Consider the following 20,416-nt stretch of genomic DNA (forward strand, 5'->3'; position numbering starts at 1 on the left):
CCGGTCGTAGGCGTTCCAGCCGCCGCCGACCGGGAGCGGGTTCGAATCCCCGCCGGCACTGGAACCGTCCCGGCTTCGGCCAAGCGCAAAAGCCACGCCGGAAAGCCACGCCCGAAAGCCGGGGCTGCGCGGCGGTCGTCGTCCCCCTCGGCCTACTCGGCGCACCCGGGACGGCTCACCTTCGGCGGACACGTTCTCCAGAGCAGACCCGAGTCCTACCATCGCACCCGTACGCTCACCTCCCCGCGTTCAAATGCCGACCGGCGACACCCCCACAGGCAGCAACTCCGGGCGCCGGGCGGTGCGGCCGTCGCCGGAGGAACGGTTACGCAGGCGTCGGAGCAGCCAGGGGCCGAGGAACCCGGCGGCCCAGCGCAGTTCGGCGGCTGCCGTGCGTACCGCGGTGGCGGCTGCCGTGTGTACCGCGGTGGCGGTCGTGGGCGTGGGCGCGGCAGGCGCCACGGCCCCGGCACACGAGTCGTCACTACCCGGCAGACCGAGCGCGTGAGCGAGCGCGGCGGAGATCCGGGCGTGGCCCAACGGGCTCGCGTGCAGCCGGTCCGCGGCCCAGAGACGTGGATCGGTGGCGGCGACGTGCGGCGACGTCTCGGCGAGGGCGACGCCGTCCCGGGCCGCCGCCGACCGGATGCGGTCGTTGAGGGCGGCGATCCGGGGCGTGACCGGGCGCGACCGCGCGGGCGATGGGCGCGACACGGGTGATGTCCGGGAACGTGACGGTCGCGACGCGAGCGCCCGCGCCCGTGAGCGCGGCGAACATCCACGCGGTCCAGGCCGTTGCCTCTATGCACAACCCCGCCCTCGCCCACGTGATCAGATCAGTACGAGAACCGGCCTTGGCCTGCCCGAACACAACCTTCTGCAACACGCTTTAGGCGAAGGTGAACCAGTTGAGGTTAACGAAGTCGGAGGGCTGACCACTGGCGAAGGTCAGGTAGACGTCGTGGGTGCCTGTGGTGCGGCTGATGTCGGCGGGGACGGTGCGCCAGGTCTGCCAGCCCCCGGTGCCGGCGATGGCGAAGCTGCCGATAGGGGTGGCGGTAGGGCTGCCGAGGCGGACCTGGACCAGGCCGCTGACACCCGTGGCAGCGCCGGATGCGACGCGGGCGGTGAATCGGGTGGCGCCGCGGGTGCCGAAGGCGACGGAGGGGTACTTGAGCCAGTCGCCGTTGGACAGCCAGCCGACGTCGGAACCGCCGTCGGCGTCGGAGCAGGCCTCCACCTGGGTTCCCGACTGGGAGGCGAACGCCTCGGCCTGGATGGTGGCGAAGGCGCTGACCCCGCCGCCTGTGGCAGTGGCGGTCGGCGTCGGCGTAGGGCCTGCGCCGCCGGTGGTTCCACCGACGGTGATGGTCCAGCGGCCGGGGCTGCCGGACTGGACCTTGCCCTCGAAGTCCACCCCGGCCGGGTGGACGTCGTCGTAGGGGAAGGCGTACCCGAGGTGGTCGGGGGTGGTGTCGTGCAGGATGCGGGCGTAGTGGTTGGTCCGCGGCCGGGTGTAGAAGGAGGCCGGGTTCTCGGCGGTCGGCTGGTGAGGGTTGTCCAGCAGGGTGGTGCGGTTGAAGGCGGCGGCGAGCCGTGCGCTGAGGTTGCCCATCAGGTCGTTGCCCGTGGTGAAGGGGGCGTCGCTGCAGGAGAAGATGGAGAGGGTGGACGGCTTGGCGAGCCTGCCCACTCCCGGGAAGGTGAGCGTGTCGCCGTTCACGCGGCCGGTGACGGTGCCCCAAGTGAACTGGGTGTCGATGCGCAGGTCGGTGGAGCGGTACTTGTTCCACACCTCGTCGACGTAGCTGTCGAAGTAACCGCGGAACAGGGCGTTGTTGCCCCGGATGGCCAGGTTGGGGCTGACTACGCGCAGGTCGGCGCCGCCCTTGGTGACGATCAGCTTGCTCCAGTCGCTGCCGTCGGCGGCGGACTGGGCCCGTAGTGCTGCGGCGACCCGGGACAGCCCGTCGGCGGGCAGTCCACGCACCGTCTGGGGACCCTGTCCGGTCTCCAGCTGGAAGGCGATCGGCAGCGAGACCATGTCGACGAACGTGATGTTGGCGTACAACTGGTCGTTGTTGAAGGTGAATTCGCAGAAGTCGTGGTGGACGTTCGCGTTGGGGTCGGTCGGGTTGCTCACCGACGGCAGGGCCAGGCCGCCGCCGCGGTTCATCAGGAAGGTCAGCTTCGCTCCGACGGAGAAGTAGATGCGTCCGCTGTACAGCGGCGGCAGTGTCACCCTCCGCGCCCCGGCGCTGGACGCGTTGAGCGCGATGGCACAGTCGACGCCGAGCGGGGTCTGGTCATCGGCCGGGGACGGCGGGTGGTGCAGGCTGGAGCCGTCCGCCTGGATGAAGGCCCAGTTGCCACCGGCCGCCGGGTCGCGGCCGAGCACGTAGGCGTACACCGTGTTGCCGCCTGTGGTGTTGACCAGGTCCAGGGGGAGTGTCGGGGTGGTCGAAGCGTCGGCGTCGACCTCGAGCCAGGTCGCCACGGCGGGCACCGCCAGGGCCAGGCCCGCGGTCGCGGTGAGGAGTTTTCTGCGGGACATCGTTCGCTGGTGGCGAGCCGTCACGGTGGGGGGTCCGTTCTGCGAGAGGTCGGGGGGAGCCAGGTACGGGGACGGAGCGGGAGGCGGGGAAGGAGCCGCGGCAGGGCTCTGCCGGCTCCGTGGTTCGGTCAGCCGACCGTCCACTTCTGGTTGGCGCCGCCGTTGCAGGCCCAGGTCTGCAGCCGGGTACCGTCGGCCGAGGAGTTGCCCTTGGCGTCCAGGCACTTGCCGGCGCCGATGTTGGTGAGGTCGTGGGCGCCGGTGTACGTCCATTTCTGGGCGTTGGTGCCGTTGCAGGTGTAGAGCTGGACCACGGCGCCATCCGCGGTGGAACCGCCCGCCAGATCAAGGCACTTGCCGAGAGCGCGAACGGTGCCGTCGCCGCCGATGGTCCACTGCTGGGCCGCGTTCCCGGTGCAGTTGTGCAGCTGGATCGGCGTACGGTCGGCGTTCGAGCCGCCCGTGACGTCGACGCACATACCGCCGATGCCGCGGATCGGGCGTGCGGCGGTGGCGCTGCCGGAGGCGCGTACGTAGTCGACGACCATCGTCTGCGGGAAGGCTGAGGAGGCGTCGGGACTACCGGGCCAGTCGCCGCCGACCGCTACGTTGAGGATGAGGAAGAACGGGTGGTCGAAGACCCACTTGTTGCCGTTGGTGCCGGCCGGGGTGAGCGTCTTGTACGTCGTGCCGTCCACCGACCAGACGATCGAGTCCGGGGTCCAGTCCACGGCGAACACGTGGAAGTCGTCGGCGAAAGCCCGTCCACCGGGCAGGCTGTACGACGCGCCCAGGCCACCCGCTCCGGAGTACCCCGGTCCGTGCACCGTGCCGTGCACCGTATTGGGCTCGCGTCCGATGTTCTCCATGATGTCGATCTCGCCGCTGTTGGGCCACCCCACGGTGCCGAGATCATTGCCCAGCATCCAGAACGCGGGCCAGATCCCCTGTCCCCGCGGGATCTTGATACGCGCCTCGAAACGGCCGTACGTCTGCGTGAACGTCTGGGCGGTGTTCAGCCGCGCCGATGTGTACTGGCACTGCCCGTACCAGCACTGCCGCCCGGCATCGGTGTTCTTCCGCGCGGTGAGGACCAGGTGCCCCTGACCGTCGAGCGCGGCGTTCGAGGTGCTGTTGGTGTAGTACTGCAACTCGTGGTTCCCGAATCCCGAACCACCGGTCTCCAGCGTCCACTTCGCGGAATCGGGCCCGCGACCCGCCGGCCCGTCGAACTCGTCGGACCAGGCCTGCGCGGCAACCGCCGCGGCACCGGCCCGTGAAGCGCCCGAGCCGAAGAAGGACATGAACACCGCCACCACCAGCCCGGCTGTGACGACGACGACCAGTCCGCCGAAGGACCAACGTCTCGCTCGATGAGCAGCAGCCATGGGCAGTCATCCTTTTCCGAGGGAGGGGAGCGAGAAAGCGTTTTCGCAGGCCAATCGTCGGACTGCCCTGTGAGAGCGCTCTCAAGAGTGACGCGGCGTCACCCGCGGCCAGTGAGTCTCGCGGAGATGTAATGCCCATGGCAACACCAGGCCTCGCCCCTTACGCGCCTCTGACCTGCGGTTTTCTACAGGCGCCAGCGGCTTAACGTTCTCTTAAGGCTGGCTTGATCTGCCCAAAGGGCGGCATGCCAGGGTGCGCGCTACTTCTCCACCTCGGTGGACGCGCCCCGGTGAACGAGCGGTCTCACGTCGGCGGGCGGGTAGGCCCCTCGCCGCGGCGCCTGAGATGTCGTGGTCCGCAGGGCCGCGGATCTGGACGACGGCAGCAGCTTGCTGATCCGCGTCTCCCTCCGGTATCGCCCCGCCGATCCCATCGCTGCCGAGGCGCTCTCGACCTGGGGGACCAGGCATTGAAAACCTGCCCCAGGACGAGGAGCGTCAATGTTTTATGGTGCTGCTGGAGGAGCTGGAGGAGCTGGAGGAGCGAGTTCTGCGGCCAGCCGCTCTGCCCCAAGGCGCCGCGGATAGGGTGAGGGAAAGCCTGCACCCTGGGCCGTCGGTGCCTCGTGTCACTCTCCTCCCCTGGTCACGGGGGTACACGTCTCCTGTGGTCTGAAGGGGATGTGTGTGAACAGGGTGGGGTGGGCTGCCGTCTGCGCGGCGGTAGTGATGATCGGCGTGACCGGTTGCGGGGGCGACAGTATCGGCCGGGATGAGAAGGGGAAGCCTGCGGCTTCCTCCGCCCCGGTTACGGCGAGGCCGGAAGACTCAGGTCCGATCACCAAGGGCAAGATGCGCCTGGTGCTCGACGGCATCACCAGGGACATCGGGGCGCCGCCGAACGATCCGAAATGGGCGGCCTCGATGGCGGAGCCATCCAAGTACCCGCTGACCGCGTGCTTCGTCACCTACAGGGGGTTCGACACGGCCACCTCCACGCTGGACGTGGACCGGACCAACGCGCTGACCGGCCGTGGGTGGACAGAGACCAAGAAGCGCAATGAGCGAAAGGCGCCGGACGGCACAGTCGACGTGGTGGGGGCGGTGTTCAAGAAGCGGGGCTGGACCGTAGCCATGGAGTACCGCCTGTTCTCCGACAACCGAACGCTCAGTCTGAACGCCTTCGACGACGCCTGTGTCAAGAAAGTCCGGGCGGCCGAAGACGCCGCACGCCAGACGTCCTTATCGCTTTGACTGGCAACAGAGCCAAGGGATTCCGTGCAGCGGACAAGGCGGCTGGCATTACGGCGGCATACCGGAAGGGTACGTGGACCTGGCATCACCACCAAAACTGTGGACTGATGCAACTCGTTAACATGTCAATTCACTCAAGAATCAACCATACCGGCGGTTTCTCGATATGCCAGAGGGGAGTCTGTGTTCATGATCTTCATAGAATCGGATGGATCAGAGTACGTTGGTCCGCCGCTAGATGCTGGGATGGTGCAGCAGGCCGAGAGTATTCTCCAGGTTCGTCCACCGAAGAGCTATCTTGACCTGCTGTTTGTCCAGAATGGCGGCGTGCTGCGGAATCGTTGTTTCCCCACCAAATTTCCGACATCGTGGGCGCCCGACCACGTTTGCCTCGACGCGATTTGGGGGATCAGCGGCGCATGGGGAGTGGATGTTTCGTCGCCCAACATGATTGCCGAATGGAGTTATCCTGAGGTTGGCGTTGTCTTTGGCATTACCCCCTCCGCCGGGCATGACACGATGATGCTCGACTATTCCGAGTGCGGTCCACTGGGTGAGCCTTCAGTATCGTATATCGATGAAGACAGGGTGCCGAGTCGTATTGTGAATTCGTTCTCGGAGTTTCTGCATGGTCTCGTTTCGTGTCGAATTTACGGCGATGATGCGGACTGATTTCTGATCCAGCGGCCCCGTTGGAATCGCGGCGGGGTCAGTGAGCCTTTTTCAACCTGGCTGCATGATCGGTGTGTTGGTGGGTGAGGGCTGTACGGAACAGCGAAGCTCCTGGTAGACGGGTTCTCGACCAAGATCACCCATGTCCGCCAGGAGCTTCGTTTGCTTGTCTACCCGTCGTTGATCGATCTGTCCAGCTGCCGCTCTCTCCCTTGCCCTGACACCGCTGCTCCTTCCCTCCATGGCGACCGCGGCCCCGGCCGGCCCTGCTGCCGCGGAGGTGCTGAACCTAGCCGACGCCGCCGAGCAGATCCCGCTCGCCGATGAGTCCCGTGCCGGGTACGAGCGGACGAAGTTCAAGCACTGGAACGCCGGCATCGACCTCGGGGATGGCTGTAACACCCGCGCCGAGGTTCTCCTTGCCGAGGCCTCCGAGTCGCCGACGGTGGCGGCAGGCTGCAAGCTGTCCGGCGGTGAATGGCTGTCGTACGACGACGGGCAGGAGGTCAACGACCCCGCCAAGCTCGACATCGACCACATGGTGCCGCTCGCCGAGGCGTGGGATTCCGGAGCGAGCGCCTGGACGCCGGCGCGGCTGACCTGCCGACCGGCTCGCCCCTTTCATAGGGCAGTCACAGCCGGATGAACCTCAACGGCGATGTATACGTGGTGCCGCCGCCCGTCAGTGGGTGATCGTGTTTCGGGGAGGGGCCTCGCGGCCTGTGGCAACGTCACGTTCCAGGGGCCCCGATTCGTCCTTGTGGTGCACACCCGGCTGTCGTTTCTCGCGCAGGATGAAGGAGTCCCACGTGTTCGCCACTTACCTTGTCGCCACCCTTCTTGCTTCGGTCGTCAATGGCGTGGCAGCCGCAGCCAACCTCATCGGGCACGACTACCCGAAGAGCCAGGCGGACAGGTTGGGCGTGCCTCACTCCTGGATGCGACCGGTCGGGACACTGCTGGGGGCAGGCGCCCTGGGGCTGCTGGCCGGGTTTGTCATGCCGGTGCTGGGTGCGCTTGCCGCTGCCGGTCTCATGCTCTACTTCATCGGTGCCCTTTGGGTCCATCTCCGGATCGGCGACTACGTGTTGGGCCCTTGGTTCGTGTTTTTCTGCCTGCCCACCACCGCCCTGGCCGTGAATCTGGCCTATCACGGCCACTGGTGAACCGGTGGCGTCGCCGGGCGAGCCCCGGCCCCGCGGCGACGCCCCATCGAGAGGGGCCGATGACGAGTAGGCTGACAGCCCCCATGCCGCGGGGCCATGAAGCTGCTCCGTTTCTCCGTGCCGCGTCAGGCAGCCATGAGCCCGCCGGACCGGCCGAAGACGTCCTCGAACGGCATGGACCGGTCGGCGGGGACGAGAAGGTAGGGCGACCCGGAACCGGCAGTCGTTCGGGGACCTTCTTGCCCGCAGCCGAGGGCGTCGTATGGGGTGAGGATGTCGAGGTTGTCGAAGACGTAGTACAGGGGGAGCAAGGTCCAGGCGACGAGCTGGAGGTGGGCGTTGACTGCGGCGCGCTCGACGACGTGCCGTCGGCTTGTGCGACTGGTCATGCGGCTCTTGCAGTCGATGAGGACTACTTGCCGCTCACGGGCGGCGATGAGGTCGGGTGTCCAGCGCAGCGAGCTGGTGGTGTGGTGCAGGGCGAGCCGTACGGGCTCGCCCATGATCCCCTGGCCCCAGGGGCTGACGTGCCAGCCGCGGTGGTTGAGTTCGTGGGTGACGCGCTGCTCGTGGGCGTCACCGATCGCCTTCCTTTGCTGAAAGCTCGGCATACGGGGGAGTGTGGCGCACTCCGGTCCAGGTGAAAAAGCGACCGCTCCCCGGCCCTGTACGGTTCGGCCACACCCCTCCCACGTACGTGGACGTCCGTGGTTGTCTGCAGGTGTCCAACCATGTCCAGCCGTGTCTCACCACGTCCGGCTGTCACCGGCTGGAACTTGGCCGAATCTCCACCCCGGCGCGTCCTGCGCGCACCCGCCCGGGCTCAGACGGTCTTCACCCCGGGATGAGACAAGCCGTCCAGGCGCGTCGCTGAGGTAAGCGTCATCGGCCATCCGGCGCGGCCGCATCGCGAACGCCCGGGTCTGCACGGCGTCCGTATCGGCCGCGAGCCCAGGGTTACAGAACGGACGACCGGTATGCACGACGTACTGTCGCCTCCTCACGATCCAGCTCCGCCCCCAGTCGCGCTTGAGGGCCCTGCTCGTCGAGCGACACCGACAAACCGGCCTCCCTGCAGGGACCGGGGTTCCCAAAGTGGCGTATCCCGAGGTCGGCCGAACTCGATGGAACTGCGGGCTCAGAGGAGCGGCGTTGTCGGTGGGCTCTGCCAGGGTGTGCGTCGTGGATGAATGGGTGGAGCGTGTCGACGATCGAGATCGTGTGCTGGGGATGGTGGTCAGCCGCCGGGAGGCCATTCGGGAGGGTTGGCTGCACCGAGTCGCCGTGACGGTGTGTCGTGATGATCGTGGACGGACCCTCGCCTGCTCCTGCTGCTGTTCGCCCAGCCTGTGGGCCGCATGAGCCGCCTTACCACCGAGCACATCGCCGACCGTGGCAACACGCTCGCCTTGAAGCTCGGTCGCGTCCCCGTCGAGATCCCCGCACCCCTGGACGACCTGATCCGCCAACTCGCCGAGTGGAGGAACGGCCGCGCGGCGACCATCCCGATCGAGGAACCCAAGTGGCTGTTCCACAGCATCTACCCGGGGCAGCCGATCGACCCGCACACTCTCGGGCGGCGCCTGAAGGCGATCGGCGTCCCGCCTCAACTCGCCCGCCACGCATCACTGATGGACGTCGCCTCGGAACTGCCCGCCGTGGTCATCAGCCGACAGCTCGGATTTCACCAGAGCACAGGCGATAACTGGACCCGCGAGAGTTAGGGCTACGGTGCCGAGTACGCCGCAGACATCATCCGGCGGTGAACAGTCGCCGTCTCCCGGGATGCGAAGGCGTCATCGATGAGCATGAGGACTTGACGGAGTGAGTACACGATCAAGCCATTCCCGTTGCGGTGGATCAGGGGAGGGGATGTCCAAAACCAGACCGGGGACCTCGCCTCCGGATGAGAGGCAACCGAGCGTGCTGGCGCCGTAGTCCAGCGCTGTAGATCATTCCGGTTGCCGACTCCCTCTGATGGCTCTTGATCGGATCCGCCTGTTTCACCAGTGCGGACCTTTTCAGGCCAGGGAGGGAATAATCCGTGGTGTTCCTGGCGAGCGCTGCTGGGGATGGCGGTGCGCGAGGGGCTCACGGGATGCACCTGGCCAGGGGAGGCCGGGCGCGGTGTCGGCAGGCGTCGTACGTGGCTCTTGCGTCGTACCGAGCCCCAGCGGGGCTCTCATCCAAGGGGAGGACTACCGAATGCATCGCATAGCGAAGCTGGCTGCCGTCGTCGTTACCGCGGCGGCCTTCAGTACGCCCGCCACAGCCCAGGCCGGGTCGTCTTTCATCTACAACAGCTACAGCTACGACACGCAATACATTTTCGTGTCGTGGGGAAAGGTCGTCGTGTGTGACGGCGACAGGGATGGCAACTCCGTCAAGGCGCACTACACACGTGACGACGGCGTGTCGCGCAGCATCCATGAGGAACGCGGTATCTACAACTGCACCCACAGCGAGGCCAGCACCACGAACCGCGTGACCAAGCACCGCTCGCAGCAGATCCGTGACTGGGCCACCGACCCGTACGGTCCCTGGGTGTACCGGGTCTGATCAACTAGATAAGTCACCGCGCCGAGCCGATGCCTCTCATCAGAGGGCGTCGGCTCCGCGCCGCCCGGCGTAGATAGAGGATATGTGAGTACCGAGTTGCACAGCCGGAAGACGGCCGCGGTGGAAGTCCAGAACCTGCGTTACAGCATCGGCGATCGTCGCCTTCTCGATGGCCTGACCCTCAACGTGCCTGCCGGGTCGTCCGTTGCGGTCACGGGCCCCAGCGGCTCGGGGAAGACGACGCTCCTGTGCTGCCTGAGTGGCTTGATTAGCCCCTCCTCAGGCATGGTGCGCGTCGGGGGTGTCGATATCACGCAGGCATCCGCAGGTGAGCGTGCCGCCTTGCGACTGCGCACTGTGGGGACCGTGTATCAGTTCGGCGAACTGATACCAGAGCTGTCCCCGCTGGAGAACGCGGCCCTGCCCGTCCTCCTCGCCGGCGGCAGCGCAAAGGGCGCGTACGCCGACGCACAGCAGCTGCTGGACGAGCTCGGTGTGCAGGGTGCGTCGTCCAAGACGACGGGAGCGCTGTCGGGCGGGGAGCGCCAGCGTGTCGCTGTCGCGCGGGCGCTGATTGGCAAGCCCTCGGTGGTGCTGGCGGACGAACCCACTGGATCGCTCGACCAGCGGACCGGGGACGTGGTGGCCGACCTGCTGTTCGGGCTCCCTGCTCGCTTCGGGTGCGCTTTGATTGTTGTCACGCACAACCCGCAGATCGCGGACCGCGCCGACCGAGCCCTTGAGCTGGCGGAAGGCCGGCTGATCGCCGACTCGGGGGAGGCCAGGTGAACAGGCATCTGGCGATGCTCCGTCTGGGACACCGTGTGGGGCGGGCGAGTGGTGCGTCCGGACTGGTGCACCGCTTCGGGCTCTTCGCCGCATCCTTCCTTGTCCTGATGGTGACCTGGAGTCTCCTGGCGGTGGATGCCAGCCTGGAGGCCAGACAAGAGAGGCAGGATGCCCGCTCTCCGGTCTCGACCGACCAGCGGCAGGAAGCCGTGGCCCGATGGCTTGAACGTCCGGACTACGCGGATGGCGAAGCGGTGTCCGTGATCTTCACCGAGCCTCTGAGCGCCTCCGCTGCCCCTCCTCCTGGCCTTGACCGGTGGCCTGAGAAGGGCGAGGTGTTCCTCTCCCCGCAGGCTGCCAGGCATGCCGACGGGGTGCTCGTCTCTCGCTACGGCACCATGGCGGGAACCATCGGACGGCAGGGCCTGACCGAGCCCGATGAGCTGCTCGTCTACACCCGCTCCCCCATCGAGGGGATCTTCGACGAGACGACCCTTAACACCTTCATCTCCGGCTTCGGGCGTCCGGGATCTCAGTTCCTCGACTATTTCACGGTCAGTCACCAGTTCGAGCGCTCCCCAATGGACTTGTGGGTGCTGCTGTTGCTGTTCACGGTGCTGCCGGCGACAGCCGCCCTCCTGGTCGTCGTGCGCGGTGGCTCGGAGCTGCGGGACCGCCGTATCTCCATGCTCGAAGCCCTCGGTGCTTCTCGCCTGTCGCGCCTCCTCGTGGTGATCGGTGAGGCCGCTGTCCCCGTGACCGCGGGTTCACTGCTGGCCGCGGCCACGGCCTGGGCGACGACGCTCTGGGACATCCGCCTTCCCTTCACCGGGCATACCGTCGCCGCTGGCGATCTGGCCCGTGTACGCCCCTGGCTCCCTGTCCTGATCGTAGCCACGGCCGCACTCATCGCGGGCGTCAGCGCCCTGCGGTACGCCAGGCCGCCCAAGCGGACCTCCACTCGCCCCCAGCAGACCAAGACGGCGTCGGGCCGAACGACCTGGATCCTGTGCGGGGCGGGATCCGCACTGTGCCTGTACGGGACATGGCGCGCGGACGGTCCCGGCAGGGTCGTCTTCTTCTTGGGCGTCGTACTCGTGCTTGGTGTCCTGCCCAGCCTCGGGGGGCGTCTGTCCGGTGCGCTGGGTTCGGCTATCGCGTCCTTCTCCGTTCGCCGGGGTGGCCCCGCGGGGGTGATCGCCGGACGGTGGCTTGCAGCCCGTCCGGTCGTCCTCGCCGTGCTCAGCGCATCCATGATCGTGGGACTGGGACTGACAACACTGGGGCAGGTCGTCACCAGCCAGCTCGCAGGACCGGAAATCGTCGCCAAGCAACTGGCTGGCGCAACGGACCGAAACGCGATCCTGATCAACGCATCCGGCGACCCCTCCCGGTTCGACCGGCTCCGCAAAGACCTCCCCGGACAGCCCTCGGTCCTCTTGTACTCGGAGAACGACAGGGTCGTGTTCTCCGGCAACTGCACGTCCCTGGCCTTCTTCGGCCCGATGACAACCTGCCCCAAGAAGAGCACTGCACTGACCGATGTCACCAAGAACATCGGACCTGGACCGCAGAGAGCGCTGGCCGTCCTCGGGCTCACCCCGGACAGGGTGAATGTCACGTCCAGCCACCCGGGCATCACGGATCCCGAAAAGGTCTCGCTCGTCGTCTTCAACACGGCGGGCGACGCGGGAGCCGACCGCGTCTGGGAAGCCGCCTATCGCACCCTGGGCCTACCCATGCTCGACGTGCCCGTGGAGGCCGGAATGCTGGGGGCACAGGCACGAGCCGGATACGTCAAATGGGTCCTGGACGCGGCACTCATCGGCCTTGCGGCCCTCGTCCTTGCCGGGGTGGTGGGTGCAGCATCCGTCTTCGACGACCAGGCACGTGGTCTCGGCCCGATCGCCTCGTTCCGCAACGACCGACGCTTCTACGTGCAGGTCGCCTTCTGGAACCTTTCCGTCCCGCTCGCAGTCGTCGGCGTCGGAGCCGGTGCCGCCACCTACCTGCTCGGACAGATGCTCCTATCCATCGGCGACGGCGGCGAACTCTCCGTCGGCCTCGTCGCCACCGGCTCCCTTCTCATCGCCCTCGGCGGCCTCGTCGTCGCCGTCGTCTGCGGTGAGATCGCCGTGCGCCGCGCTCGTACATGGCGTCCCACCGGCGATTGACGCGCCTCGACAAGATGGACTCCGGCGCTGATCACTGACTGCTTGGTCAGTGGTATTCCGCGTCCAGCGATAGCCGGGCTTACCGATAACGGGCATGAACGTTTCTCCTTCGTTGAGGGGTGAGGGCGGTGGGGTGGAGGTGCGGCGGTGCCGGCCGGGTCGGCGGCGGGGCCGAGTACGGGCCGGGAGAGTGCGAAGACGGTGGTGGCGAGGATGGCGCTGGCGGCGGGGAGCGCGGACAGGCTGAGGAGGTGGTCGGCGAGGTGGCCGGCGATGACGGTGCCTGCGGCCTTGCCGGTGCCGACGGCGAGGATCAGCCAGGAGTACGCCTCGGTGGTCCGCGAGGCGGGGGCGAGGGCGTCGATCGTCTCGAAACAGCAGGTGATGACCATGGTGAGGAACAGCCCGGGAATGGCGGCGGAGACGAGCGCCGTGTGCGGGCCCGGCTGGATCAGCAGCCCCAGCCAGCCCGCCGCGAACAGCGCGGAAGTGCTAAAGAGTTGGGTGGCGGGTGCTGCTCGGCGGGCGAGCCGTGCGAAGAGCATGCCGCCGAGGAACGATCCGGTGGAGAACGCTGCCGGTAGTACCCCGGTCAGCCAGCTTGTTTGTGTGTTTCGGCGATGGCCGCGGACCAGACGCCGAGCCCGCCCAGGCAAACACCGACGGCGGCAAGGCCGGTGCACAGCAGCGCCATGCCGCTGCTCGCGAGAGGCTGGCGCTTCGCCGGCAGGGTGGTATCGGCGACGGCCTCGTGGTGGGGGCGCCAGGCGCGTGAGGGCGCGGAGGTGAGGACGGCGGCGGTGCCGCACAGGCCGAGCGCGGAGGCTGCAGCCAGGGAGGTGTTCGCGCCGAATGTAACGGCGAGCGAGGTGGCCAGGAGCGGCCCGGTGACTTACATGAGGCCCTGGGAGCCGGTGTCGAGGGCCTGGATGACTTTCCTCTGACCCGGGTCGGTCACGACGCTCGGCCACAGAGACCGCAGGCCCGACTCCAGTGGCGGGGCGGCGAGGCTGGCGAGCGCGCCGGCGCTGCCGATGGCCCAGGTGCTGCCACCCGGTCCGATGACGGGCAGGGCGAGCAGGCTGCTGCTGGCGATGACGGAGGCGGGCGCGCTCACGCGGGTCTGCCCGTACCGGTCCATGAGCCGGCCCTTCACCGGCTGGGTGACACTGGCGGTCAGCCCGTAGACAGCGGCGAGCGTGCTGGCCGTCGTCAACGACCCGCCGCCGCCGGTGACCCACAGGACCAGGGAGACGGCGACCATGCCGCTGGGCATCCGGCCGGTAAGGGTGCCGGCCAGCAGTCGCAGGACGTGGCGCGTGCCCAGAACGGCCTGGTAGGTCACGGGCGGTGGGGCGATGGGGCGTTCGGCCAGGAGCAAGGAGGGGTGGGGACTTTCCGGGAGGAGGCGGAGGCGCCGCCCGCGGCCCGTGCTGGAGTCAGAGGCGGCGCGGGACGCGGGACGGGGCGGCCTGTGCGGGAGGCAGCGGGGTGGCCCGGACGCCGGGCGGGGTCTTGATGTGCCGGGGCTGCGGAGTGCGGTGCGGGGGCAGGACGGCGATCGTGTCCTCGAAGGCGGCGAGGGCCTGGCGGAGCTGCTGGTCTAGGACGTCGGTCTGGACCATGAGGCCGCGCAGCCGTACGGACAGATCCCGGCCGGCGACCGTCTCGGTGGCGAGCGCGAAGTCGGCGCATTCGGCCAAGAGGTCGGAGAGCTGGGAGAGGTGATGGGGACCGCCGCCGCCGGCGACGTGGTCGAGTACCTCGGCGACCGTCTGGCTCTGCGTGGCGCCGGCGACGTCCTCGATGAGGTCGGCCAGCGCCGGAAGCGTCCGCGCCGAGGGCGCGGCGGGGGAACTGTCCGCGTGAGTGCAGTACGCCGGGCTGGATGGCCGGCGGCAGGTCGGCCAGCGCCTGGTCGTGGGTATCGTACCGGCCCAGGACGCACAGCGTGCTGCTGTCGACGTCCCCGGCGACGATGAGGACGCAGTCCTCGGCGGGCAGGTCGAGGTCGGGCACACCGACGACGGTGAGCTGCCGACCGGCCGCGTCGTACCGGCTCTCGTACAGGTACATCATGTGCTGGCGGCGGGCATCGTGGGCGTGGGCGGTCCACCGTGCTTCTTCGGCAGCGGGCAGCTCGGGCCCGGGATGCGGAGGGGCTTCCTGCACGGCAAGGTCCCGCAGGAACCGTGCCCGCTGGGCCCAGGTGACGTGGCACTGCCGGACGGCCGCCCGGTCGATGCTCGTTTCATCCGAGAGACGGCGGCGGGCAAGGTCTGCGGCGGCTTCGAGGTCGTCCACGAGCAGGCTCCACCCGGGCCCGTGCCGGGTGGGCGGCTGGAACCCGAGGGCGGCACGCGCACGGTGGATCAGGAGTTCCGTGTGGGGAAGGAGGGCGGCGAACCCCGCCTCCTGCCTCAGGTGCTGCTCTGAAACGATCTCCCGCTCCAGGACGACGTGCTCGGGCCAGCCGGTGCTGGCCCGCGACGTGACCGAGCACCTGCCTGGACGGTGCGCCGCCCGGGTCGAGAACTACTCGCTCCGCGTCTGGCCAGTTCAAACGGCTCCGCACCCGCTACGAACGACGCGCCGATCTCCATCACAGGCTACTCGAACTGGCCTGCAGCCTCATATGCCTCCGCCGGCTCCAGCGCGGCCAATCGCCCGGTCAGTAGCGGACGCGAGCCTCGGACCCACTGATACGCACGATGCAGTTCTTGAAGAGCCGCATCGGAGGCTGCTGGCCGTCGACCGGAGCCAGTGTGAGCTCCAAGTCATGCAACGGCTTGACCAGGGCGACAAACCTGGACCCATCCGGGTCAGGGCCTCTGAAGGCCGCCCACGCCTCGAACAATGGCCTCACGCTCTCCCAGCCCGGCCCCGGGATGAAGTGCGCCAGGAAGAACGGCTGATCACAGTCGTACTCACTGAGCTCACCAACCAGGACGTCTCCCCGTAAGAGCTGCCACCGCGTCATCTGCTGTCCCCGTCCCCCACCGTCCAGCCGAGTTCGCATCTTCGCAGCGCATAACTCTCTGGCCAAGCGCTTCATTCTGAAACGATCAGTAAGTGGTCTGCGCTCGAAGTCCTTTGGGGGTTGACCCCGGAGCCAATCTCCTTGACTGACGCCTCGTTGCGCTGTCACAGGATCCACCGCTTGCTCACGTCCGGGCGTTCCCACAGGGCGCGGCCCACAAGTCCCATCGGTACACAGCTCCGTGTACCTCCCCGAAGCGTTCCTCGTAACCGGGGATGTCGCACTGGGTGTGGTTGGCCAACCTCGTCGACCAGGGCCTCGGCGAAGGGCTTGTCGGTCGTTGCAGCCGAGCGTGCGGTTCGATGATGCTCCAGAACGACTCGAGGTCCAGGGCAGGGAGCTCTCCCGCCCGCGTACGACAGTGGCTGTTGGCCGCCGACTGGCAGGCCCGCATGTCAGGGGGACGGCTCTTGTGGCGCTAACCCGTACCGGGTATCGAGGCGCGGCCAGGTGCGCTTCCGGTGTAGTTGAGATCGACGAGCCTGTTACGCGCGCCGGGGTTACGTTGGAAGCGACGGCGAGGGGGCGGCAGAAGTCCCGACGACGGAGGCTGTAATGGCTGCGATGGCCGACGACCCAACCCGCCGCGTGGCCGACACGCCACGAGAATCCTGGCGCCTCACCTTCCACTTCGACGGCGAGTCCGTACAGCTGGCCGAGAGCGAGCGTCTGCCGATGTTGGCTCCTGCGGCTGTCGGTGAGCCGCCGCGAGGTGGCGAGAACTCGGGGGCCTGGGTGGAGGTCCTCGACTCGGGCGGAACAGCCTTGTACCACCAGCTGCTGCATGACCCGTTCCACCTTCGCGCGGAACACCACTCGCCTGACGGACGCATCGAGGTCCACTGGCGTCCGCCGGAGCCGACGGACTTCGAGGTGATCGTGCCGGCCCTGCGGCAGGCGGAGACCGTGAGCGTGTGGGCGACTCCACCCGACGAGTACGAGCGACGAAGCGCGGCACGCATGCAAGGGCAATTCGCCTTGCACGAGCGTAGGGGAGACCCTCATGGGCGCGGGTGACGGCAGCATCGGGTCGGCCACCAAAGTCGTCGACCACGGTTCCCCCTTGGCGCGTTGGGACCTCGTCGTCCTCGGCGACGGCTACCAGGCGAGCGAACTCGGCAAGTTCCACTCCGACGTGCAGGCCTTCATCGACCGCATCCGCACCACCCCGCCATTCGACGAGTTGTGGTGCGGCATCAACGTATGGCGGGTGGACGTAACATCTACGGACAGCGGGGCCGACGACCCCACCGGCTGCGGCGGGACCGGCGCGACACCGAGGACCTTCTTCGACGCCACGTTCTGCAGCCCATGGGGCTCGACGACGCTGGAGCGGCTTCTGACCGTCGACAGCACTCGGGCGGACGCCGCGGCCAAGGCGGCCGTGCCGCTGCGCAACCAGACACTCGTCATCGTCAACTCGGCGAAGTACGGCGGCGCCGGAGGTTCCGTGGCCAGCTGCTCGACCCATGCGTCGTCGGCCGAGATCGCGATCCACGAGATTGGGCACTCGGCTTTCGGTCTGGCCGATGAGTACGAGAACGGCGGCAACGCTTCCGGTCCCGAACCGCCCGAGCCCAACGTCACCTTCGACGCCAACCGCACAACGAACAAATGGCGCGATCTGATCGCAGCCAGCACACCGATGCCGTCCTCGTGCAACAGCGGCTGCACCGGCTGCACACCGCCCGCCTCACCGCCACCGGCCGGGGCGGTCGGGGCGTACGAGGGGGCCGTGTATGTCAGGTGCGGCGCCTACCGACCCCTGCCCAGTTGCTACATGCGCGACTACGGTCCCTTCTGCCCCGTGTGTTCCCGAGTTATCAGGCAGGCACTTCAACAACATCTGCCCCCGGAATCCATCGCGCTGCAAACCCCGGGCGTCGCGTTCGGAAACGTGCCGGAAGGTGTGGGCGGAGTAGGCCAGACCACCTTCCGTGCCGTCGTGTTTGAGGTGCAAACGTGCCGCCGGCTGACCTTCCGCGTGGTCAGCGGCCCCACGGGCGCCTTCACCGCAGTGCCTCCAGCACAGGCCCAGGTGCTCGCCGGACCCTACACTCCCGCGAACTACGCGCGGCTCTGGATCTCGTACACGTCGACCACAGCGGGCGACACCGCAAGCGGCTCCGTCACCGTCCGCCTCGACCAGACCGGGCAAACGTGGACTATCCCGATAAGTGCGGCCACCGTCGCACGCCCGCGCACTGAGGTCGTACTGGTCCTCGACCGGTCAGGCAGCATGAAGGAGGAAGCAGGCGACGGCACGACGAAGGTCCAGAAGCTCCGGGAGGCGGCCGGCGTCTTCATCCAATCCATGCTGCCCGGGGACGGCTTGTCCGTCGTCCGCTTCGACAGTACGGCGCAACGCCTCACCGACGTCACCGATGTCGGGCCCGCTCCCTCGGGTTCCGGCCGCTCCGCCGCACTCAATCAGATCAACAGCCCCGCATTGGATCCCGGTGCGAACACCTCGATCGGCGCCGGCGTACAGGCCGGTCGTACCGCACTCGTCGATGGCCAGGCCGCAGCCTCCACACCGTACGGAACCCAAGCCATGGTCATCCTGACCGACGGCATGGAGAACACCGCACCCACGATCGCCACGGCGAGCGCGGGCCTCTCAGCGAACACGTTCGCCATCGGGCTCGGCCTGCCGCACAACATCAGCGTTGCCGCACTCCAGGCACTCACCCAGGGCAACAAGGGCTACCTGCTGGTGACAGGCGCGCTCGACGAGTCCCAGCGCCACCGCCTTGCGAAGTACTTCCTTCAGGTGCTCGCCGGCGTCAACAACGCCGGCATAGTCCTCGACCCCCACGGCGAACTGCCCCTCGGACGCGAGCACCGCATCCCCTTCACCGTCAGTGAGGCCGACATCGGTCTCGACGCCTTCCTGCTCACCTCCTACCCCTACGCCGTGGACTTCCGACTGGAAACGCCGGACGGCACGGTCTTCGAGGCCGACACAGCAGCTGAACTTGGAACCGGCGACTACGTCGTGGGCGACGACGTGGCCTACCACCGGTTGGCGCTGCCCGCAGTACCCGACCCGGCTGTGTCGGCCCACCAGGGCGTGTGGACTGCGGTACTGAAACGGCTCCGCGAGTCCGAAACGCAGACCGCGCTGCCCTACGACCTGCTGGTCCACTGCCACTCGAACCTGTCCTTCCAGGCAGATGCCCTGCAAGGCGACCTCCGGCCGGGCGCGGACGTGGCGCTCATCGCCCGCCTTCGCGAATACGACGTACCGGTCGAGGACCGCGCGACGGTGTGGGCGGAGGTCACATGGCCGAGCGGCGGCAGCCACACCGTGCTCCTGAAACCGAAGCCCGGCGGCGACTACGCCGGTAGTTTCAGAACCACCGCACCGGGCTTGTACACCATCCGGGTTCGCGCGCACGGCGAGACTCTCCACGGAAGTCCGTTCACCCGCGAACAACTGCTGACGGCCCAGGCCGTCGTCGGTGGCGCCGGAACGCCAGGGCAGGAGCCGGGCGACGACCGGCTCGTGGAGTTGCTGTGCTGCCTGGTCTCCAGCGGCGCGATCGGCCCCGCCTTCTTCGAGCAGTGGGGCATGGATCCGAACCTTGCCCGCCGTTGCCTCGCGCGCCTTTGTCGGGAACGCCCCGACCAGCCAGGCGACGGCTGATCCCGCCTACGTGGAGGCCGAACTTGCCGACGGCGAACAGGTCAAGCTGATGCGGCTGCGCTACACCGGCGCCGTCGGCAGGTGGGGCTTCGCCCTCTACTACGCCGGCAGTGACCGCTACGAAGACTCCATCCTGCCCACCGGCGGCCTTGCCGGCACCCCCGAAGACGCCCTCGACTGCGCCTGCCAGCTCCACCTCGCTGCCCTCGACATCTGACAGGACACCACGCACGACATCGGCTCCGGGGTCAACCCCCGAAGGACTTCGAGCGCAGACCACTAACAGGTCCTAACAGAAGTCGTTGATCATGTGACTTTCGGCTCGGATGGTCGTTGGTGTGGCCGTGGGGAAACGTCAGTCGCGGCCGTGGATCGTGTCGGATGAACTGTGGTCGCTCATCGAGCCGTTGTTGCCTGAGCCGGTGCCGAAGCAGGTGGAGGGTCGCCCTCGGGTGCCGGACCGGCAGGCACTCTGCGGGATCCTGTTCGTGCTGCACACCGGGATCCAGTGGGAGTACCTGCCGCAGGAGCTCGGCTTCGGCTCCGGGATGACCTGCTGGCGGCGTCTGGCCGCGTGGAACGCTGCCGGCGTCTGGGAGCAACCGCACCTGGTGCTGCTGAAGAAGCTGCGGGTCGCGAAGAAGCTGGACTGGTCGCGGGCGGTGATCGACTCCTCCCATGTCAGGGCGGCTCGACGGGGCCCAAAAGCGGTCCCAGCCCGGTCGACCGAGCACGGCCGGGCAGCAAACACCACGTCATCGTCGACGGCCAGGGCATCCCGCTCGCCGTCTCGCTGACCGGCGGCAACCGCAACGACGTCACTCAGCTGATACCTCTGCTGAAGAAGATCCCATCGGTCGTCGGCCTGGTCGGACGTCCACGCAACCGACCCGACAGCCTGCTCGGCGACCGCGGCTACGACCACGACAAATACCGCCGTCTCGTCTGGGCGCTGGGCATCAAACCTGTGATCGCCCGCCGCGGCGTCCCACACGGTTCCGGCCTCGGCGTTTACCGGTGGGTCGTGGAGCGGACCATCGCCTGGTTCCACGGCTTCCGCCGGCTACGGATCCGGTGGGAACGACGCGACGACATCCACGAAGCCTTCCTCGGGCTCGCCACCTGCATCATCACCCACCGACACGTCCAACGCCTTTGTTAGGACCTCTAA

At 67.8% G+C, this 20,416-nt stretch carries 19 protein-coding genes and 4 pseudogenes; 16 read left to right on the plus strand and 7 right to left on the minus strand.

Annotated elements, in window-relative coordinates; translation table 11 throughout:
- Positions 1–249: 249 nt before the first annotated feature.
- The 3 genes and pseudogenes from OG514_RS32155 to OG514_RS32165 all read right to left on the minus strand — a co-directional run.
- Positions 250–778: pseudogene (locus tag OG514_RS32155) on the minus strand (hypothetical protein); the annotation flags it as partial.
- A 111-nt stretch (positions 779–889) separates the two neighbouring features.
- Positions 890–2,554, minus strand: a complete 1,665-nt coding sequence (locus OG514_RS32160; protein WP_266900668.1) for a beta-1,3-glucanase family protein — start codon at positions 2,552–2,554, stop codon at positions 890–892.
- A 128-nt stretch (positions 2,555–2,682) separates the two neighbouring features.
- The gene (locus tag OG514_RS32165; protein WP_266900669.1) at positions 2,683–3,942 is read right to left on the minus strand and encodes a family 16 glycosylhydrolase; all 1,260 of its coding nucleotides are present in this window, start codon (positions 3,940–3,942) and stop codon (positions 2,683–2,685) included.
- 687 nt (positions 3,943–4,629) lie between these two features.
- Here OG514_RS32165 and OG514_RS32170 point away from each other — a divergent pair.
- From OG514_RS32170 to OG514_RS32185, 5 genes and pseudogenes are all read left to right on the plus strand, one after another.
- Positions 4,630–5,196, plus strand: coding sequence for a hypothetical protein (locus OG514_RS32170; protein ID WP_266900670.1), 567 nt, complete (start codon positions 4,630–4,632; stop codon positions 5,194–5,196).
- Positions 5,193–5,498 (plus strand): HNH endonuclease, encoded by a 306-nt coding sequence (locus OG514_RS39500; RefSeq protein ID WP_353962707.1) that lies wholly within the window; start codon positions 5,193–5,195, stop codon positions 5,496–5,498. The genes OG514_RS32170 and OG514_RS39500 overlap by 4 nt, the downstream gene beginning before the upstream one ends.
- Positions 5,386–5,868: an SMI1/KNR4 family protein gene (locus OG514_RS32175; protein ID WP_266900671.1), complete on the plus strand. Its 483-nt coding sequence runs from the start codon at positions 5,386–5,388 to the stop codon at positions 5,866–5,868. Before OG514_RS39500 ends, OG514_RS32175 begins: the two co-directional genes overlap by 113 nt.
- Before the next feature lie 241 nt (positions 5,869–6,109).
- Positions 6,110–6,463, plus strand: a pseudogene (locus OG514_RS32180) (HNH endonuclease); the annotation flags it as partial.
- Between the two features lie 214 nt (positions 6,464–6,677).
- Positions 6,678–7,034 (plus strand): DoxX family protein, encoded by a 357-nt coding sequence (locus tag OG514_RS32185; RefSeq protein ID WP_266900672.1) that lies wholly within the window; start codon positions 6,678–6,680, stop codon positions 7,032–7,034.
- Between the two features lie 125 nt (positions 7,035–7,159).
- Here OG514_RS32185 and OG514_RS32190 read toward each other — a convergent pair whose 3' ends face one another.
- Positions 7,160–7,645, minus strand: a complete 486-nt coding sequence (locus tag OG514_RS32190; protein ID WP_266900673.1) for a hypothetical protein — start codon at positions 7,643–7,645, stop codon at positions 7,160–7,162.
- 562 nt (positions 7,646–8,207) lie between these two features.
- Between OG514_RS32190 and OG514_RS32195 the strand changes: the two are divergent.
- From OG514_RS32195 to OG514_RS32215, 5 genes and pseudogenes are all read left to right on the plus strand, one after another.
- Positions 8,208–8,354: pseudogene (locus tag OG514_RS32195) on the plus strand (NTP pyrophosphohydrolase); the annotation flags it as partial.
- Positions 8,355–8,392: 38 nt separating this feature from the next.
- Positions 8,393–8,758, plus strand: a complete 366-nt coding sequence (locus OG514_RS32200; RefSeq protein WP_266900674.1) for a hypothetical protein — start codon at positions 8,393–8,395, stop codon at positions 8,756–8,758.
- Between the two features lie 481 nt (positions 8,759–9,239).
- Positions 9,240–9,593 carry a hypothetical protein gene (locus tag OG514_RS32205; RefSeq protein ID WP_266900675.1) on the plus strand — a complete coding sequence of 118 codons (354 nt, stop codon included), beginning with the start codon at positions 9,240–9,242 and terminating at the stop codon, positions 9,591–9,593.
- An 84-nt stretch (positions 9,594–9,677) separates the two neighbouring features.
- Complete coding sequence (locus OG514_RS32210; protein WP_266900676.1) at positions 9,678–10,382, plus strand: ABC transporter ATP-binding protein; 705 nt, start codon at positions 9,678–9,680, stop codon at positions 10,380–10,382.
- Entirely contained in the window at positions 10,379–12,556 is a 2,178-nt protein-coding gene (locus OG514_RS32215) for a hypothetical protein (protein WP_266900677.1), read from the plus strand. The genes OG514_RS32210 and OG514_RS32215 overlap by 4 nt, the downstream gene beginning before the upstream one ends.
- Before the next feature lie 892 nt (positions 12,557–13,448).
- Here the strand turns inward: OG514_RS32215 and OG514_RS32220 are convergent.
- A complete protein-coding gene (locus OG514_RS32220; RefSeq protein WP_266900678.1) occupies positions 13,449–13,937 on the minus strand; it encodes a hypothetical protein in 489 nt (162 codons plus the stop codon).
- A gap of 58 nt (positions 13,938–13,995) precedes the next feature.
- Positions 13,996–14,259, minus strand: a complete 264-nt coding sequence (locus OG514_RS32225; protein WP_266900679.1) for a hypothetical protein — start codon at positions 14,257–14,259, stop codon at positions 13,996–13,998.
- A gap of 217 nt (positions 14,260–14,476) precedes the next feature.
- On the opposite strand from OG514_RS32225, the gene OG514_RS32230 reads away from it, so the two are divergent.
- Positions 14,477–14,992, plus strand: a complete 516-nt coding sequence (locus OG514_RS32230) for a hypothetical protein (RefSeq protein ID WP_266900680.1) — start codon at positions 14,477–14,479, stop codon at positions 14,990–14,992.
- A gap of 122 nt (positions 14,993–15,114) precedes the next feature.
- A pseudogene (locus OG514_RS32235) lies at positions 15,115–15,234 on the plus strand (IS5/IS1182 family transposase); the annotation flags it as partial.
- Positions 15,235–15,720: 486 nt separating this feature from the next.
- Here the strand turns inward: OG514_RS32235 and OG514_RS39505 are convergent.
- Positions 15,721–15,990: a DUF4240 domain-containing protein gene (locus OG514_RS39505; protein ID WP_353962708.1), complete on the minus strand. Its 270-nt coding sequence runs from the start codon at positions 15,988–15,990 to the stop codon at positions 15,721–15,723.
- Positions 15,991–16,151: 161 nt separating this feature from the next.
- Here OG514_RS39505 and OG514_RS32240 point away from each other — a divergent pair, with 161 nt between their 5' ends.
- The 4 genes from OG514_RS32240 (at position 16,152) to OG514_RS32255 (ending at position 20,407) form a co-directional block, all read left to right on the plus strand.
- Positions 16,152–16,613: a hypothetical protein gene (locus tag OG514_RS32240; RefSeq protein WP_266900681.1), complete on the plus strand. Its 462-nt coding sequence runs from the start codon at positions 16,152–16,154 to the stop codon at positions 16,611–16,613.
- Positions 16,600–19,245 (plus strand): M64 family metallopeptidase, encoded by a 2,646-nt coding sequence (locus OG514_RS32245; protein WP_266900682.1) that lies wholly within the window; start codon positions 16,600–16,602, stop codon positions 19,243–19,245. The genes OG514_RS32240 and OG514_RS32245 overlap by 14 nt, the downstream gene beginning before the upstream one ends.
- Positions 19,246–19,255: 10 nt before the next feature.
- Entirely contained in the window at positions 19,256–19,462 is a 207-nt protein-coding gene (locus tag OG514_RS32250; protein WP_266900683.1) for a hypothetical protein, read from the plus strand.
- Positions 19,463–19,571: 109 nt separating this feature from the next.
- Positions 19,572–20,407 (plus strand): IS5 family transposase gene (locus OG514_RS32255; protein WP_266900684.1). Its coding sequence is split into 2 segments (ribosomal slippage): positions 19,572–19,941 and positions 19,941–20,407, totalling 837 coding nucleotides; the frame shifts between segments, so codons are not numbered across the junction.
- Positions 20,408–20,416: the final 9 nt, after the last annotated feature.

Source organism: Streptomyces sp. NBC_00572 (assembly GCF_026341815.1).
Lineage (GTDB): Bacteria > Actinomycetota > Actinomycetes > Streptomycetales > Streptomycetaceae > Streptomyces.

Bases quoted from the DNA above. Each gene is read 5' to 3' on its own strand.
- OG514_RS32240 (WP_266900681.1), top strand. From the start codon at position 16,152: ATGGCTGCGATGGCCGACGACCCAACCCGCCGCGTGGCCGACACGCCA.
- OG514_RS32245 (WP_266900682.1), top strand. From the start codon at position 16,600: ATGGGCGCGGGTGACGGCAGCATCGGGTCGGCCACCAAAGTCGTCGAC.
- OG514_RS32190 (WP_266900673.1), bottom strand. From the start codon at position 7,645: ATGCCGAGCTTTCAGCAAAGGAAGGCGATCGGTGACGCCCACGAGCAG.
- OG514_RS32205 (WP_266900675.1), top strand. From the start codon at position 9,240: ATGCATCGCATAGCGAAGCTGGCTGCCGTCGTCGTTACCGCGGCGGCC.
- OG514_RS32160 (WP_266900668.1), bottom strand. From the start codon at position 2,554: ATGTCCCGCAGAAAACTCCTCACCGCGACCGCGGGCCTGGCCCTGGCG.
- OG514_RS39505 (WP_353962708.1), bottom strand. From the start codon at position 15,990: ATGCGGGCCTGCCAGTCGGCGGCCAACAGCCACTGTCGTACGCGGGCG.
- OG514_RS32200 (WP_266900674.1), top strand. From the start codon at position 8,393: ATGAGCCGCCTTACCACCGAGCACATCGCCGACCGTGGCAACACGCTC.
- OG514_RS32165 (WP_266900669.1), bottom strand. From the start codon at position 3,942: ATGGCTGCTGCTCATCGAGCGAGACGTTGGTCCTTCGGCGGACTGGTC.
- OG514_RS32175 (WP_266900671.1), top strand. From the start codon at position 5,386: ATGATCTTCATAGAATCGGATGGATCAGAGTACGTTGGTCCGCCGCTA.